General features: G+C 52.4%; 11 protein-coding genes and 1 tRNA gene. 1 reads left to right on the top strand and 11 read right to left on the bottom strand.

Translation table 11 applies throughout. The annotated features are described in order from the left end of the window. Nucleotides 1-789: 789 nt before the first annotated feature. The 8 genes from fdhD (NFHSH190041_RS03475) to fdhD (NFHSH190041_RS03440) form a co-directional block, all read right to left on the bottom strand. The gene (fdhD, locus tag NFHSH190041_RS03475; protein ID WP_315972965.1) at nucleotides 790-1,761 is read right to left on the bottom strand and encodes a formate dehydrogenase accessory sulfurtransferase FdhD; all 972 of its coding nucleotides are present in this window, start codon (nucleotides 1,759-1,761) and stop codon (nucleotides 790-792) included. After that, a complete protein-coding gene (selB, locus tag NFHSH190041_RS03470) occupies nucleotides 1,761-3,950 on the bottom strand; it encodes a selenocysteine-specific translation elongation factor (RefSeq protein ID WP_261923922.1) in 2,190 nt (729 codons plus the stop codon). The genes fdhD (NFHSH190041_RS03475) and selB (NFHSH190041_RS03470) overlap by 1 nt, the downstream gene beginning before the upstream one ends. After that, nucleotides 3,947-5,428 carry an L-seryl-tRNA(Sec) selenium transferase gene (gene selA / locus NFHSH190041_RS03465; protein WP_261923921.1) on the bottom strand — a complete coding sequence of 494 codons (1,482 nt, stop codon included), beginning with the start codon at nucleotides 5,426-5,428 and terminating at the stop codon, nucleotides 3,947-3,949. Before selA (NFHSH190041_RS03465) ends, selB (NFHSH190041_RS03470) begins: the two co-directional genes overlap by 4 nt. A gap of 100 nt (nucleotides 5,429-5,528) precedes the next feature. Then, nucleotides 5,529-6,494: a formate dehydrogenase accessory protein FdhE gene (fdhE, locus tag NFHSH190041_RS03460; RefSeq protein ID WP_261923920.1), complete on the bottom strand. Its 966-nt coding sequence runs from the start codon at nucleotides 6,492-6,494 to the stop codon at nucleotides 5,529-5,531. A 1-nt stretch (nucleotide 6,495) separates the two neighbouring features. After that, nucleotides 6,496-7,140 carry a formate dehydrogenase subunit gamma gene (locus tag NFHSH190041_RS03455; protein WP_261923919.1) on the bottom strand — a complete coding sequence of 215 codons (645 nt, stop codon included), beginning with the start codon at nucleotides 7,138-7,140 and terminating at the stop codon, nucleotides 6,496-6,498. A gap of 5 nt (nucleotides 7,141-7,145) precedes the next feature. After that, nucleotides 7,146-8,060 carry a formate dehydrogenase subunit beta gene (fdxH, locus tag NFHSH190041_RS03450; protein ID WP_315972964.1) on the bottom strand — a complete coding sequence of 305 codons (915 nt, stop codon included), beginning with the start codon at nucleotides 8,058-8,060 and terminating at the stop codon, nucleotides 7,146-7,148. Nucleotides 8,061-8,062: 2 nt separating this feature from the next. Continuing rightward, the gene (gene fdnG, locus NFHSH190041_RS03445) at nucleotides 8,063-11,080 is read right to left on the bottom strand and encodes a formate dehydrogenase-N subunit alpha (RefSeq protein ID WP_261923918.1); all 3,018 of its coding nucleotides are present in this window, start codon (nucleotides 11,078-11,080) and stop codon (nucleotides 8,063-8,065) included. 608 nt (nucleotides 11,081-11,688) lie between these two features. Further along, on the bottom strand, nucleotides 11,689-12,552 hold the full coding sequence (gene fdhD / locus NFHSH190041_RS03440) for a formate dehydrogenase accessory sulfurtransferase FdhD (RefSeq protein ID WP_261923917.1): 864 nt from the start codon (nucleotides 12,550-12,552) through the stop codon (nucleotides 11,689-11,691). 137 nt (nucleotides 12,553-12,689) lie between these two features. Between fdhD (NFHSH190041_RS03440) and NFHSH190041_RS03435 the strand changes: the two genes are divergently transcribed. After that, nucleotides 12,690-12,784, top strand: a tRNA-Sec gene (locus NFHSH190041_RS03435). 13 nt (nucleotides 12,785-12,797) lie between these two features. Here the strand turns inward: NFHSH190041_RS03435 and selB (NFHSH190041_RS03430) are convergent. The 3 genes from selB (NFHSH190041_RS03430) to fdhE (NFHSH190041_RS03420) all read right to left on the bottom strand — a co-directional run bounded on the left by selB (NFHSH190041_RS03430) (nucleotide 12,798) and on the right by fdhE (NFHSH190041_RS03420) (nucleotide 17,138). Next, complete coding sequence (gene selB / locus NFHSH190041_RS03430) at nucleotides 12,798-14,708, bottom strand: selenocysteine-specific translation elongation factor (protein ID WP_261923916.1); 1,911 nt, start codon at nucleotides 14,706-14,708, stop codon at nucleotides 12,798-12,800. Next, entirely contained in the window at nucleotides 14,705-16,150 is a 1,446-nt protein-coding gene (gene selA, locus NFHSH190041_RS03425) for an L-seryl-tRNA(Sec) selenium transferase (RefSeq protein ID WP_261923915.1), read from the bottom strand. Before selA (NFHSH190041_RS03425) ends, selB (NFHSH190041_RS03430) begins: the two co-directional genes overlap by 4 nt. An 82-nt stretch (nucleotides 16,151-16,232) precedes the next feature. Then, nucleotides 16,233-17,138 (bottom strand): formate dehydrogenase accessory protein FdhE, encoded by a 906-nt coding sequence (gene fdhE / locus NFHSH190041_RS03420; RefSeq protein ID WP_261923914.1) that lies wholly within the window; start codon nucleotides 17,136-17,138, stop codon nucleotides 16,233-16,235.

Here is a 17,138-nt window from a genome sequence, read left to right as displayed (position 1 = left end):
TCCGCCCTGGGTAGTGGCGGACTCTGATAAGCCGGTATTTTTACAGAAACTTAGCAATAATCAATGCCTCAGGCATGAATTTTTCACTAATTTCCAATAAATGTACCGCTACTGTACATTTCCCAAGCTCTGAAAGAATGTAGACCAAAATTTTCTGGCCGCAAATATCCCAAAAGGCAGATTGCCCCAAACAATACTGAGGTATTTTTCCGTAAAAGTGACACCTTTTACGTCCAACGCCGTAACGGTATGAACCTGCCTCCAATCAGACATTCAGCCTATACCCGGTAAGACTGCCCGGGGAATAGATAATTCCCATATATGCTAAGCATGCAAAGAGGTTAATTTAGCCTTTGGTTAAATTTAATCTCTGCCCCATTTCAGATAAAGGGAACACACAGGATGCAGAAACAACAGCGCACAGCATCAACACACCAAAGGAAAGAGATATGGCAAGGAGATGCGACAAAGGCATGACAAGGTAAGTCGCAACGAAAAAATAATCAAAGCGACGATACAAGCAAAAAGAAGAACCAAGGGTAAGGGGAGATAAGAGATAAAAAAGCTAAGGGATAAAAAAGCTAAGAGATAAACAGGGGCGATACCGCAATGGCTATCGCCCCTTAGCAAAATGACATGGCATCGACACTAATACAGCACAATACCTCGTTTTGACGTCCCAGTGCTATAGCGTTCTAGCGCCGTCTGGCAGCAACTGAATGCCCTACCGCTAACTGAGTTGGAAAGGTATCCATTAAAACACAGCGCTAAAAATCATCCCGGGGAGTGTCAGGCCGCATTAACATCATCACAGCGCGACGACACACCATCAGCCATTATTCGCTGGGGGCAGGTATAGATCATCGCGCGGTTATCACGGCAAAACCCCACCAAGGTGATATTACTGTTCGCAGCCAGCTCTCGGGCTAACGCAGTAACCGCTGACAAAGCAAATAACAGCTCCACCCCAGCCGCCGCGGCTTTTTGCACCATTTCAAAACTGGCGCGGCTAGTTAGCAGTACGGCCTTAGGCATGGGCTGTTTTTGCTTGGCAAAATGCCCAATTAATTTATCTAGCGCGATATGTCGCCCCACATCTTCAAACCCTGCGAGGATACTGCCATCTGCGCCCAGCGCCATGGCGCCATGGGTTGCCCCTGTTTGGGCAAAACAAGGCTGATATGCCTTCAGTTGCCCCAGTGCCTGTTGTAGTGCACCAAGACTGAAAAGACTCTCACCAACAACCGGTATCACAGATTTGACGGCCTGATCTAACTGAGCAACCCCGCAAAGGCCGCAGCCTGTCCGACCCGCCATATTACGCCGCTGCTGTTTTAACTCAGCAAAACGTCTGGTGGTAATCTCCAACTGCACTATCACGCCCAATGTCACATATTCCAGCTCAACCCCTTTGATCTCGCTGATATCACTCACAATACGCTCTGATAGGGTAAAACCGATCGCGAACTCTTCCAGATGCTCAGGCGATGCCATCATCACAGTATGGGATATACCGTTATATACCAATGCCACCCGCACTTCTTGCGCAAGGGCATCACTGACATCAGTGACATAACCATCTTTACCGGACAGTACCCCAGCGACCTGAGTCACCGGCTGGAAAGTGGGCTGAGAAACCTGTGGGGCAAATCCGCTATCGCACCCTTGCCCAGCATCAGTCATCTGCAAGCTGGGGACACCAGACAATGCACAGCTATTTTGCTCATCAAACGTCACCATCATATCCATACTTTGATCCATTATTGTCTCTCTGCCGCACTACATTGGCTGGCACTAAATTGGTTGGCGCTAAGGCAGCTGGTATAAGCACCGGACTGTGCCGGTCGCTGGGTCAATTCATTCTTCGCCATCATGGCGACAGTATGCTTTGTATCAGTCCCCTCATCCCGCAGATGGGCAAATAATTCACCATCACGTAATGAGCGCTGACTGGCTCGGTGTAAGCGGCGGGTAAAGCCACTGCGATCAAAATATTCCAGCAGTTGGATCCCGGCCTTGCGCCCCATTGCCATCGCCTGACAAAACTCGCTGGTGCTAATCTCACTGTGCTTGGCAAAATGGCACAGCAACAATGTCGCGCCCTGCTGCAGGGTGTCCGTCAGCAAGTATCTGTCCTTTATCACCGCACTGATATAACCCAGCTGCACCAGCTTGTAACTCAGTTGCCGCGCCGCCTTTGGCTCCAGCGTCAGCGCAGTGCAGATATCCGTGGTCCACAACATGCCGCGGGATTGCACAAACTGGGGCTGTAACTGTTGCCACAACTGTTGCTCGGTATCATTCAGCGCTAAGGCGTGCTGGGGCAAATGCAGCAAGCCTCGGGTTGTTGCCAGTGAGCCCGCTATCACCAAGCCATCAATTGCTGCACTGATCAATGGGGTCGGTAAATTGCAATGGCACATACGCATCAACCTGGCTCGCCCGACACCAAGCTCATCCGGGCTATGCTGGTGAAAGGCATCCAATCGCGCCACAATTACTTGCTGTAATTCGGTTAATCGTTCTGCCGTCACCAGCCAACCGCCTCGAGAAACAAGCTGTCCCGAGGCACTCAATGTCGCCATTGCACTAGCAGATAATTGATAATCCCAAGATAACTGGGCGACCGACTGAGCCTGATAGCCACAGCGCAACAAAATGGTCTGCAACCTGTTTGTTTGCAGCTCTGATGTTTGCGCAGCGCTTGGCGATGGGATCTGTGCCACAGCATCGTTCATCAGGGTATTGGCGGCGAATACGCAGTGCGCCAGCGAAGTGAGATAAGCCAGTCTTGCTGTGTTGCGTTTGCCCCGGGACGGAACAGACAACTCCAACACCTGTGCGCCGCCCAAGGTATGACGGCCACAAGCATCACGAACCACCAGCATATCCCCGGCGACAGGTACTAAAGGTTGTTCCAAGACCAACTCGGCAAGATACAGCGCCGCCTGATCAGCGCCTGCAAGACTAGCTAATGCCAGATTGGCACTCTCCTCTAACACCCCATCAGCCGCAGGCAGCTCTGTTAGCTCTGTTAATAATGCAATGCGGCCAAGACAGTGACTGGCGCCATGGTGCAAGTGAACGCTTTGCCAATGGGTCGGAGTAAACCCACGCAGCAGCACACTAATGCGGTCAGTGGCAATCGGCTCCGCAGAGGATGATAACCAATCCCCTCGGCTTAGTGGGCGGCTATTACCGGTGAGGTTCAATGCCACCCGCTCACCCGCCACAGCCCGGCTAACCTTCCGCCCCTGGGCATGTAGCCCGCGCACCCGCAACAAGTTGTTTTGTCCACTGCAGTGCAGCTTGTCTTCCAGCGCCACGGCGCCGCTGATCACTGTGCCAGTGGCAACCAAACCGGCGCCCTTTACCGTAAACACCCGGTCAAGCACCATACGAAATCCACTGGCTAAAACAGCTTGATCACAAGCTTGCTTCGCCGTCGCCAGTGATTGCAGATGTTGACTCAGCGCCGCCATGCCTTGGCCACTATGGGCTGACACCACCAAGGGATAACACGCGACCCCCTTGAGGCCCGCGCATTGGGCCAAATACTGCATCACCTCTCGCTGCACAGTTGCAATCTGGCTATCTGCGACCCGATCGCACTTGGTCAAAACCAACGTCAGTGTCTGCAGTGGCATCAAGGTCAGAATTTGCAGATGCTCACGGGTTTGTGGCATCACGCCATCATCACAAGCCACCACCAGCATGGCGTGACGGGCATGGCTGACACCACAGAGCATATTATTGATAAATTTTTCATGGCCCGGCACATCAATAAAGGCCAGCCGCTGACCTTGGTTAATGTCCATAAAGGCATAACCCAGATCGATCGTCATCCCCCGGCGCTGCTCTTCAGGCAATCGGTCGGCATCCGTGCCGGTCAGCGCGCGGATCAAACTGGTTTTACCGTGATCCACATGACCTGCGGTAACAATAATCATGCGCTCACCTCCTGGCGTTCACCCCCAGCAGTATCCTGTGGCTGTGATGCCTGATATGCAGTGAGTCTGGTCAGCAATTGCTCCAAGGCGATCCCCAGCGCGGTATCATCCTCACAGCCACGTAAATCCAGCCACAATCGGTTGGCATATATTCGCCCAATTACAGGGCGAGGCAGCGTCTTGAATATCTGCTCTAGCATGCCAAGTGACAATCGACCCGCTGGGGCGAAAGTCAAGGCCACTGAAGGCAGCAATAAATGAGGTTGGGAGCCGCTGCCCACTTGAGTATCACAAGCTGCCAACTGCAAAGTCACACCCAACTTGGCTAGCCGTGGCGCGAAAGCCAGTAACGATTGCCCCAACACGGTCAATTCCGGTAGTGGCCGCGCTAATTTGCGCAGCATCGGCAGTTCATTGTCTAATGTTTCTGGGTTACGGTAAGCCAGTAAAGTGGCTTCCAGTGCCGCCAGGGTCATCTTGTCACAGCGCAGCGCCCGCTTAAGCGGATGGGATTGCAGCTTGTCGATTAGCGCTTGTTGCCCAACCACTAAACCAGCTTGTGGCCCGCCCAGCAGCTTATCCCCTGAGAAGCTGACCAAATCCACCCCGGCGTTAAGCATCTGCTGCGGCATCGGTTCACTGTCCAGCCCAAAGCGGGCTAAATCCGTTAATGCGCCACTGCCTAAATCCGATATCAGTGCCACACCCTGCGCTTGGCATAACCCCGCCAGCTCAGCCTCACTGACCGCAGCGGTAAAACCACTGATATGGTAGTTACTGGTGTGCACCTTCATAATCGCGGCAGTATTGTCGGTAATCGCGGCAGCGTAGTCCTTAAGGTGAGTGCGATTGGTGCAGCCCACTTCAACCAGCTTGCAACCGGCCTGAGCCATAATGTCCGGAATACGAAAAGCGCCGCCAATCTCCACCAGCTCACCCCGGGAGACAATCACCTCTTTGCCCGGTGCCACAGCCGCCAGCATTAACAGTACCGCGGCAGCATTGTTATTCACCACACAACAAGCCTGCGCGCCAGTCAGCTCATGCACCAGCTCACTGATGCGACTGTCTCTGTGGCCCCGTTTACCAGCGCCCATATCAAATTCCAGCGGCACCGGATAACGCATCACATCGGTTACCGCCGCAATCGCCGCTTCACTGAGCTGACTGCGGCCCAAGTTAGTGTGCAGCACAGTACCGGATAGGTTCATCACCGGCGTCATACTGTGACGGCTTTGCAGCTGGAGTTGCTGCTCCAGCGCGCTAAGCAACACCGCTTGATCAAGGCACCAATCCGGTAACGAACCGCCATGGGCAATTTGTTGGCGGGCTTGTGCCAACATGGCAGCCAGGCAGGTTTTGACCACAGAGCGACCATAACAGTGAGTAAAACTCATCACTTGAGATATCTTAAGCAGGCTGTCCATCGCTGGCAGCAGGCGAAACAACGCGCGGGAAGAGTCGATAGCTTGAGTCATAAGTCTTGTTTACATGCTTGTTTGGATACAGGGCGGGGAAAGCGGGAGGCAGCGCACTGCCTCCCGGATATTCAATTAAACACGATTGTTCTTGTCAGATTCAGTGTGACTGCGTGTCAGTCACAGGAGCTTCAACCTCCTGACCATCCTCTGTTTGCTCATGAGCCAGCAACAGTGGATTGACAGTAGAAGCATGGAACCCCTGCTCTACCAAATGGGCGTCCATCATCATGCTGGCCAGATCATCGGCGGCAACTTCCAGCCGCGGGTCGATATCGGTAAACAGCATTTTGGTGTAACCCTGACACTTACCGCAGCTTTCAATCCGCAGTGGTGCCTTGGTCTCGGTTTCTGACCAGATGTGGATATCAGTATTATCCCCACAACAGGTACATTCGGCGCGTACCTGATGCCACTGGGTTTCACACAAACTGCAGTGTAGGTATCTCAGCCCCTGACGGGGTTGCTCCCGCACCACACTGGCGACCGGATGACTGCCGCAGACCGGGCACAGGGACTTATACCCAACGCCTTTTGCAGCCAGCTCAGTTGCCACATCCACAGCCCAACGGGACCAATACAGCGACAGTGCAGCCCAGATAAACAAGCTGTACTGGGCAGGAACACGAGTAAAGTGCCCAGCCAGCATATCTTCGGCATACTGCTGCAGTTTGTCTTGCTCCATTACCGCCAGCTCCCGCAATACCGCGGCCAGCGATGGCGCAACACCGGGTAAGACTTCACTGATCAGTTCTAACAAACCTGACTGCCAGTAGTTGCCCCAGTCAAAGTGGTGCCATGCCATTGGCCTGGCCTGACTCATATCCAGCTTAGGCTTGGGCCCAAGGATGGAATCTGCTGCCAGTTTCGCCTGGGCCGCTGTTAGCTGTTTCAGTAAGCCAAAGTATTCTGTCATGGCAGTGTCCTGAGCCAATTCCGCCAACCGCTCTGCACGGCGCTGGTAGACGGCAACCGGGTTAGCCGGGATCAGGGTTTTAATAACTGAGGCATCCTTTGCCAGCATTTCAGGGTCCAGACCTGTCACATTAACTGGAGCTGTACTCATATCAGTGTTTTTCCTGCTTAATTGTTTTCAGTTCGGGATCATTGAGCATGTTCGGGTGGTGCTTCTTACACCAAGCCCGTGACACAGTGCCATACAGCATCCCGGCCACAGAGCCTTCCACCCAAGTTGCCATCCAGAAGTGCACCATGACGAAGATCAGCATGATCACCGCGCAAACTGCGTGCAGTAAAATGGCCCACTCAATAGTGGTAGAGTCAAAGTAAGGGGCAAAGTAAGGCTGCCACATGATGAAACCTGTTACCGTTAGGACGATAGAGGTCACCACAAAGGTACGGAACAGCACTTTCTGACCTGGGTTGTAATGGCCGATAGCCGGGATTTTGTCCTCGTTCTCGAACATCACATCCTTGATCGCCAACATCCATTTCAGATCGTTCTTTTCCCACTTGTTATGGTGGTAATAACGCACCAACATCAGCATCAGGGGCAAACACATCAACAGCCCGGCAAATGGATGAACAAAGCGCGCCATTTGTGGGGTGCCAGCGATGGCACCCAACCACTGGAACGAGGGGAAAAACAACCCGAAACCGGTCAAGAAGGTCACCAGACCCGCCGCCACCACAAACCAATGGCAGATGCGGTCAAACAGGGTGTGACGCAAAATTCTGTCAGGCTTTTGCATAGCTGTTACTCCTTATCTGACGGTTGGTTATGGGTATCTTTGTGGCTGTGGTCAAACGCAGCCGGCTCATCTTCCTCAACAATATTGCGGCCCACAGTAATGCGGTGCAAAATCGCCACCGCCGCAGTGGCCACAATACCGGCGGTACCCAGCGGCTTAACCACATCCTGCCACAGTGTGGTCGGCAAGCTGGTTTTCGGATCCGCTGGTAAGCCGTAGCTTTCCGGTTTGTTGACATCATGCAGGATCATCATCATCCCGGTGCCGCCGACACCCTGCGGGTTATATAACCCGGCATTGGCATAGCCTCGCTCTTTGAGCTGCTTAACCCGTAAATCGGCGTAAAACAGCATGTCTTCCCGAGTACCAAACTTAAGTGCGCCGGTAATACAGGTTTTGACACAGGCAGGCTCTAAGCCAATCTGGGTACGGTCAGAGCACAAAGTACACTTATATGCTTTCTGATCCACAGGGTCGATACGGGGAATGTTGAACGGACAGGCGCTGACACAGTAGCCACAACCAACACACTTATCCGAGTCAAAATCCACCGTGCCGTTAGAACGCTTAACGATGGCACCTTTGGTGGAGCAAGCCGTCAGACAGGCGGGATCATCACAGTGCATACAGGCGCTATGGGTAAACTGCCAGTGCAGCTTATTGTCCTGTTTGAACTCGTTGTACTTCATCAGCGTCCAGCACTCGGAGGACAAGTCCGCCGGGTTCTGGTAGCTGCCGGTAAATTCACCCACAGGGGCGCGCAGATCGTTCCACTCACTGCAGGCCACCTGGCAGGCTTTACAACCGTTACACTTGGTGGCATCAAACAGCTTGGCCATTTTTGCCACTTTGCGGCGCACCTGAGCGGCCGGGGCCATACTGGATGTGCCTGAACTTAAAATAATATCCTGTGCAGACATAATCAGACCCTCTTCGCCTTTTCAATGTTGACCAAAAACGCTTTGTACTCAGGAGTCTGGGTATTAGCGTCACCGATTTCCGTGGTCAGCACGTTACAGGTGTAGCTCTTACGGGTCAGCGCCTTATGGCTGCCGTGACGTGGCAGACCGACAGTGTGAACCCACTGGCCATTGACCTTGAGTGGCTGCAGACGTTGTGTCACCAGTGCCTTAGTTTCCACTGTGCCCCGCTTAGAGCTGATGGTGACCCAATCACCGTTATTGATGCCCTTCTCTTTGGCCAGCATTTCGTCAATTTCAACGAAGGTTTCCGGCATAGAGATGGCCGCTAGACGGCAGTGGGTAGACCAATAGTTAAAGTGCTCAGTTAAAGAGTAAGTGGTACAGACATAAGGGAACTCCTTATTGGTACCTAAAGTCTCCTTCACCCCTGGCAGCATACGTACCGCAGGGTTACTGACCACATTCGGGTGCAGCGGATTAGTACCAATTGGTGATTCCATCGGCTCGTAATGCTCAGGGAACGGTCCCTCTGCCAGCATACGCAGGGCGAAGAAACGACCCACACCTTCAGGCTGCATAATGAACGGATGGGCAGATTCCTGTGGTGGCAGCTTCATATTGAAGTCACCCACATCGATACCGTGCCAATGGCCATCGGTATATTCCAGAATCATGCGGTTTGGATCCCATGGCTTACCGTTCACATCACAAGATGCGCGGTTATACAGCACGCGACGGTTCATCGGCCAAGCAAACGCCCATCCCGGCGTGATACCTTTGCCGGATGGATCATGGTTGTCACGGCGCGCCATCATATTGCCCGCTTCAGTCCAGCAACCGGAGTAGATCCAGCAAGCACATTCTGTGCTGCCATCATCTTTAAGCTGGGTGAAGTTATCCAACTGACGACCAGAAGCAATATCTTTACCGTTCAGTTCTTTCGCCACTTCTTCCCCGTGCGGGAACGCCGGGTTATGGTAATCCCACTTCACTGCCTGTACCGGCTCTGGCAATTTACCGCCTTCGGTTTTGTACAGTTGCTTCAGGGTCAACATCAGACCGGAGAGGATCTCAGCATCTGGCTTAGACTCACCCGGTGGGTTCGCGCCTTTCCAGTGCCACTGCATCCAGCGACCTGAGTTAACAATACAGCCTTCTTCTTCAGCAAACAGCGTGGTTGGCAGACGGAAAACTTCGGTCTGAATATCTGCCGGAGTCACTTCGTTGTAGTCAGCAGCATGCTGCCAGAACTCAGCGGTTTCAGTCTGCAGCGGATCCATGATCACCAAGTACTTAAGGTTACTCAGCGCCTTTAAGGTCTTGTTGCGGTTTGGCATAGAGTTAATGCAGTTAATGCCCTGCACAAACAAACCATTGACCTTGCCGTGGTACATCATGTCCAGATGCTTGATATGGTCATATTGCAGATCCCATTTTGGCATCCAGTCATAACCGAAATCATTCGCCTTCGTGGCGTTCTTACCCCAGAAAGACTTCATCTGCGAGATAAAGAATTTCGGGTAGTTCTGCCAGTAGTTGGTCTGGCCAGGACGCAGCGGCACAGGGGTGTAGTTCTTCAGATACGTCTGCAGATTTGTATCGTTATCATTTGGCAGCTTCAGGTAACCTGGCAGGCTCTGACACAGCAGACCCATATCTGTGGCGCCCTGTACGTTGGAGTGACCGCGCAATGCGTTAACCCCGCCACCCAATACCCCGATGTTCCCCAGCAGTAGCTGTACCATGGCCATGGTACGGATGTTCTGGGCACCTTTTGAGTGGTGAGTCCAGCCCAGCGCATACATAAAGGTCGCGACACGGTCATGGGTATGGGTAGAGCCGATGGCTTCACAGACTGCCTGATAATCGGCAACCGGTGTACCGGTAATATTGCTCACGGTATCAAAGTCGTAACGCTCAACATGCTGTTTCAGCAGATTCCACACACAGCGTGGGTGCTGGTAGCTTGGGTCAACTTTGGCATAACCGTCATCATCCAGTTCATAGAACCAAGATTCTTTGTTGTAACCGCCGTTTTGCTCATCAAAACCGCTGAACAGACCATCATTAAATTCAAAGTCGTCACGGACGATATAGCTGGCGTTGGTATAGGCGTTGACATAGTCATGGTTAACCTGATCTGTCTCGATCAGATAACGGATCACCCCGAGCAGGAAAGCAATATCGGTACCACTACGCAGTGGAGCATAAACATCAGCCAATGAGGCACTACGGGTAAAGCGAGGATCAACCACCACCAGTTTGGCATTGTTGTGCTGCATCGCTTCAGACACCCAGCCAAAGCCGACCGGATGTGCTTCTGCGGCGTTACCGCCCATAATCACAGCCAGATTGGTGTTCTTAATATCGATCCAGTGGTTGGTCATGGCGCCACGCCCAAATGTTGGAGCAAGACTTGCTACCGTTGGGGCGTGTCACACACGTGCAATCGTATCGATTGGTACCATGCCCAAAGAACGGGCAAATTTCTGGGTAATAAACCCGCCTTCATTTGGCTGGGCGGAAGAGGTCATCATACCGGTGGAAATCCAGCGGTTAACTGTCTGACCTGTAGAATTTTTCTCAATCAGGTTTGCATCGCGGTCATCTTTCATATGACGGGCGATACGGGCATAAGCGTCCTGCCAAGAAATACGTTTCCATTCATTGGTACCCGGCTCCCGCACTTCCGGATACTGGTTACGATGTGGACTGTTGACGTAATCCACCAAACCCGCGCCTTTAGGACATAGAGCGCCACGGTTTACTGGGTTATCAGCATCCCCTTCAATATGGAAAATACTCTGCTCTGAGTTTTTGCCTACGGTACCGTGGCTGTACATCAGCAAACCACAGCCTACGGAGCAATAACAGCAGTTGTTGCGGGTTTCTTTCGCTCTTAACAATTTATACTCACGGGGCGCGGCCATCGCTTCACCGGGCATCATGCCCAAAGCTGCAATCGCTGAGGTTGTCGCTCCGCAGGCACACAGTTTAAAAAACTGTCGTCTGTCCATCTTGAGTAGCCTCACACTTGAAAAGATTCCTACCCGACAGCAGCCCGATTTAATACCGGTTATGTTAACTGCCGAGTCACACCCTTAAAACAGCAAACCCGTTTTAAGGCCAAGCGAGTATCAGAAAACAAACGAATAATGACAATAAATCCGTCAAGACGAAGATCACAGCTCAACAGCTAATGCAAAGTTATTCTGCAAAACACCAATTTTTCAACTTTATAATTCATATGTTTATTAATTTTCAGCTTAAAACACCAAATAAATAGCCAACAACAGCATTGGACATATTGACAACCCATCAAGGGAAATAATGTCCCATGCTCTAGCAAAATTTAAAATGATACAACTTGAAAATAACATTATCGATAAGGGGTAAAACACACCCTACCACCCTAACAAAACCGCATCAGGGCAGGGGTTAATAAAGATAAATTGAGACAGTCAAAATAGAGGCTATACATTAGCCAAATCTACAATATGCACTACTGATATACGAGTTAAGACAAAATGACCCAGACATTAACTCTGGGTCATTTTTGTTTTGTGATGGTTATCACTAGGTACTTAAGCGGGGAATAAATTAGATTTTTAGTGTAATAGGAAGTTTAATTCGCCACCGCCAGCTCAGTATCACTGTGAGGAAAGTTAACAAAATTGTTCTGGCAACCGGTTTCAATACGTTGTGGATGACTGTAAACCGTCGCCCGACCATGACGACAAAAACCCACCAAGGTGATATTGGACTGCTGCGCTAACTCCACTGCCAGCGCAGTAGCAGCCGAGATAGCAAACAGGATCTCAATCCCTGCACTGGCGGCTTTTTGCACCATTTCAAAACTGGCACGGCTCGTCAGCAGTACCGCAGCAGGGCGGATAGCCTCTTTGGCACATGCACCGATAAGTTTATCCAGGGCAATATGCCGTCCAACATCTTCAAATGCGCTGATAAATGAACCATCAGCGGCCAGCGCCATCGCCGCATGGGTTGCACCGGTATCTCCGAATATCGGCTGATAGTCAGCAATGGTGTCCAGTACATTGGTTAAATCAGCCAAGGCAAAGCGCTGACTATCAGCCACTTGGATAACAGGCTTCATCGCATGCTCCAACTGAGCCACGCCACACAGACCACACCCGGTACGGCCAGCCATAGAACGGCGCTGTTCTTTTAAGGCAATAAAGCGCCGCTGGGTGATCTCCATATAAATCAGCACGCCATTCGCAACGGTCTGGATTTCAATATCCTTGATTTCCGCTAACTGCTCGACAATACGCTCCGACAGGGTAAAGCCGATGGCAAAAGCTTCCAGATCCTGCGGGGATGCCATCATCACAGTGTGAGACACACCGTTATAAACCAGCGCGACCCGCACTTCATTGGCCACAATATCCTCAGCAGTATGCAGACTGCTGCCCTGAAAACGGATGACATCCAGATGCTGGGTTACCGGGGCTGATTTATTTTCCATCGTGATTCCAGTTAATATAATTAACCCTCAATCAACATCAATGTAACCTGATGATTTAATTCAAAGTTAATTAGTAAAATTAGGTGATTTATCCTTGAACTCACATCGGGATTTACATATTATCCCGACACTTCTTGGGAAGAACGTCGTCTCCGGTGAGGCGTCCGGACTTCAAATCCGGGTGGGGCTGCCAGCAGTCCCGGGCAGGTTCAACTCCTGTGTTCTTCCGCCAAATTCCCACATGACTACTCTTCGCTGATAAACAGATTCTCATCCCGCAATGTTCTGGCATTAGACTGAAATTTACGGCGGGTAAATCCACTCTTATCAAACATTTCTAACACTTGAATACTGACTTTACGGCCCAGATTAATCAGCTGACGAAATGCAGCGGTTTCCAGCGCATCATGGCTCGCCAAATAGTGACGGATCAGCGCGGCATAACCATATACCTGCTCAGTGGCCAAGTATCTATCCCGCACCACGGCGGTGAGATAACCTAGCTGCACCAGCTTGTAACACAGCGGTCGGATCACCGCGGCATCCTCACCCAGCTCAGTGGCAAAATCCGTCACCCATAAGGGCTGAGGATCAGCTTGCATCTGTGTCTGCATCCGTTGCCACAATGCGGTCTCTGCGGCAGTCAGGCTAATTTGGTGTCTGGGCAGGTGTAGCAGCCCACGCTGTTGCTGTAGCTCACCCTGCTCAAGCAAGCTATTCAGAGCAAAATCCAGCACTTCCTGTGGCATTTTTGCCTGCAGCATCCGCCCTAATCGCGGCCGTGCCAAACCTAACTCATCAGGATGAGCATCATGGTATTGATTTAATAGCCCTAATAAGCGCGCTGTCAGCGCAGCGACTGGCTTATCGCCGACCAAATAGTCTGCTACCCGGTTCAGCACAATACCGCTTTCCTGCAGCCCATATACCAGCGCCTCAGCAGCTTGTGGCGACAGTTGCCAGTCCCAACAGAAATCTGGCTCACTGACCACATTATCCATCAGTCGCTGTGCCAAGGCCGCCGACGCTGTGCTGCACTCAGCCAAAGCACTCAGCTGCGTCAAACGTTCCGGTTTACGCTTGCCACGGGCTGGCGGATTAAGCTCGATAACCCGCGCGCCGCCCAATGTCTGCTTACCACCGGCATCACGGATAACAATCAAATCTCGACAAGCCAGTAACCAAGGCTTATCCAGCACTAATTCCAGCAAATGAGCCCCGTTATCTAGGGCACTCAAATAACCAATATGGCCTGTGGTGTGATTCGCACCATGATGAAAATGCGCGCTTTGCCAATGCTTAGGCGGATACTCCCCCTGATACACAACAGTAACGCGTTCACAAGGCTCGGGCTGTGCTAATGCGCTAAGCCAGTCGCCCCGCTGTGGGGTATGGTGGTGACTGCCGCCGGTAAGATTCAGTGCCACACGCTCCCCTGCGCGGCCCTGCTCCCTCAGCTGCCCCTGAGCATGTACCCCCCGTACTCTCAAAGGCTGTTTCTGTCCACTACAATAAAGCGTGTTCCCCAACCCCACTTCACCGCTGATCACCGTTCCGGTCACCACCAAGCCTGCCCCTTTTACGGTAAATGCTCGGTCGATGTTCATCCGAAAACTGCGGCAGTCACCGCCTTGATGCGCCAGCTCCTGCCGCGCAAGCCCACATAAATAGTGTTTTAAATCCTCAATGCCCACCCCAGAGAGGGATGACACGGCAAATCGCTCTGTTACTGCACCTGACAGCGCCGGAAAACCGGCTAACAAGTGATCCAACTGGGCATCCACTGCGGCAATGCGCGCAGGCTCTACCCGATCACATTTAGTCAATACCAGTGTTAGCGTTTCCAGCTCCAGCAATGAGAGGATCTGCAAATGCTCCTGGGTTTGGGGCATCACCCCATCATCACAGGCCACCACCAGCATGGCATGGCGGGCATGGCTGATACCACAGAGCATATTGTTGATAAATTTTTCATGGCCCGGCACATCGATAAAAGCCAGCCGTTGATCCCGGTTAATGTCCATAAAGGCATAACCCAGATCGATCGTCATCCCCCGGCGCTTTTCCTCTGGCAGACGGTCTGCGTCTGTTCCGGTCAGCGCCTGCAACAGGCTGGTTTTACCATGGTCAACATGACCGGCAGTCACAATAATCACAGGCTAATCTCTCCCCGGCTCAGGGCCGCATCCAGTGTGGCGATAACTCGTCCCAGCGCAGCATCATCATCACAGCCGCGCAAATCCAACCACAAACGGTTGGCCGATATCCGGCCGATCACAGATACTGTTGCCGCTTTAAAACATTGCTCCAGAGCTCTCACACCCGGGCCGCTATTATCCTCTTTAGGGCTGAAACACAGCGCCACTGACGGTAACAGCACATGGGGTTGTGAGCCGCTGCCCACCTGAGTCTCACACGGGGTTAGCGTGATAGAAAAGTACTGATGTAGCGCGCGACATTGCGCCAATAACCACTCGCCTACGGCATTAAGCTCCGGCACTGGCCGCGCTAATTTGCGCAGCATCGGCAGTTCATTGTCTAATGTTTCTGGGTTACGGTAAGCCAGTAAAGTGGCTTCCAGTGCCGCCAGGGTCATCTTGTCACAGCGCAGCGCCCGCTTAAGCGGATGGGATTGCAGCTTGTCGATTAGCGCTTGTTGCCCAACCACTAAACCAGCTTGTGGCCCGCCCAGCAGCTTATCCCCTGAAAAACTGACCAAATCCACCCCGCCGTTGAGCATCTGTTGCGGCATCGGTTCACTGTCCAGCCCAAAGCGGGCTAAATCCGTTAATGCGCCACTGCCTAAATCCGATATCAGTGCCACCCCCCGCGCTTGGCATAACCCCGCCAGCTCAGCCTCACTGACCGCAGCGGTAAAGCCACTGATATGGTAGTTACTGGTGTGCACCTTCATAATCGCGGCGGTATTGTCGGTAATGGCGGCAGCATAGTCCTTAAGGTGAGTGCGATTGGTGCAGCCCACTTCAACCAGCTTGCAACCGGCCTGCGCCATAATGTCCGGAATACGAAAAGCGCCGCCAATTTCCACCAGCTCCCCCCGGGAGACAATCACCTCTTTGCCCGGTGCCACAGCCGCCAGCATTAACAGTACCGCGGCAGCATTGTTATTCACCACACAGCAAGCCTGCGCACCAGTGAGCTCATGCACCAGCTCACTGATGCGACTGTCTCTGTGGCCCCGTTTACCGGCGCCCATATCAAATTCCAGCGGCACCGGATAACGCATCACATCGGTTACTGCCGTAATCGCCGCTTCACTGAGCTGACTGCGGCCTAAGTTAGTGTGCAACACAGTGCCGGATAGGTTCATCACTGGCGTCATACTGTGACGGCTTTGCAGCTGGAGTTGCTGCGTTAACCAGTCAACCAACGCGGTTTGGTCAAGGCACCAGTGTGGTAATGAATGCTGCTTGGCAATCTGCTGCCGGGCTTGATTTAGTAGCCCGGTCAGTGTGTTCTTCACAAATGCCGCGCCATATTGACGGCTAAGGCCAATCACTTGAGGTATCAGCAACAGCGTGTCCATAGCCGGTAGGGCACGGTACAGCGCCTGTTGGGTATTGATAGCTTGAGTCATGGGTCTTTACTTACTCAGTTTCCAGCGGAAAAACGAAAAAAAGCGGACAGCAAACTGCTGTCCGCCATTGGTTCAATCGTGCTTACTCAGCATCCTCATGTACCAGCAGGAAAGGGTTAACCGTAGTGGGTTTAAAGCCCTGCTCCGCCAGATACTGGTCGTAATGCAGTGTCAGTAAATCATCCACTGGCGCGTCCAGATCCGGGTGCAGATCAGTAAACATCATCTTGGTATAGCCTTTACAGTGATCGCAGCTTTCGATACGCACTGCAGCATCTTTCTCCTGCTCAGCCCAGAGGTAAATCCCATCGTCTTCATGGCAGCGAGTGCAATTAGCCCGGACTAAATGCCACTGACTCTCACACATGCTGCAATGCAGATAACGCAGACCTTTACGCGGCTTATCCACCACCACACTGGCCACAGGGTGACTGCCACAAACTGGGCAGAGTTCCTTATGGGCCATCAGCTCTACCTTCAAAGAAGGGATCACCATAGGTGCCCAATGGGACCAGTACAGCGACAGTGCAGCCCAAATAAACAGGCTGTATTCGCCAGGTACGGCAGAGAACTTCCCATTGCGCAGCGCAGCGGCCCACTGTTGCAGCTGGGCGCCATCTTCACGGCCAAGGCGGCTCAGCACATCGGCGACCTCGGTAGACACCCGAGGCTGAAGACCTGCGATCAACTCAAGCAAGACTCCCTGCCAGCATCTGTCTTCCCCAAAGTGCGCCAGTGAGAAAGGCATTTCTTCACCTGGGGTATATTCAGGCACAGGGCCGAACTCCCCGTTGGCAGCGATATCTGCTTGGGTCAGTACCAATTGCTCCAGCATCAGCAGGTAGTCAGCGATCTGACTGTCCTGCTTCACCGCAGCAATACGCTGTGCGCGGCGGCGGTACAGTTTAGCCGGATCGGCTGCGATTACCGACACGATAGCCAGGCTAGGCGGATTCAGTTGCCCAGCTTGGGAGCTTGCTTCAGTCAT

The organism is Shewanella sp. NFH-SH190041, from assembly GCF_024363255.1.
Lineage (GTDB): Bacteria > Pseudomonadota > Gammaproteobacteria > Enterobacterales > Shewanellaceae > Shewanella.
The sequence above is the reverse complement of the archived record's forward strand: the minus strand, read 5'-3'. Positions and strand labels throughout refer to the sequence as shown.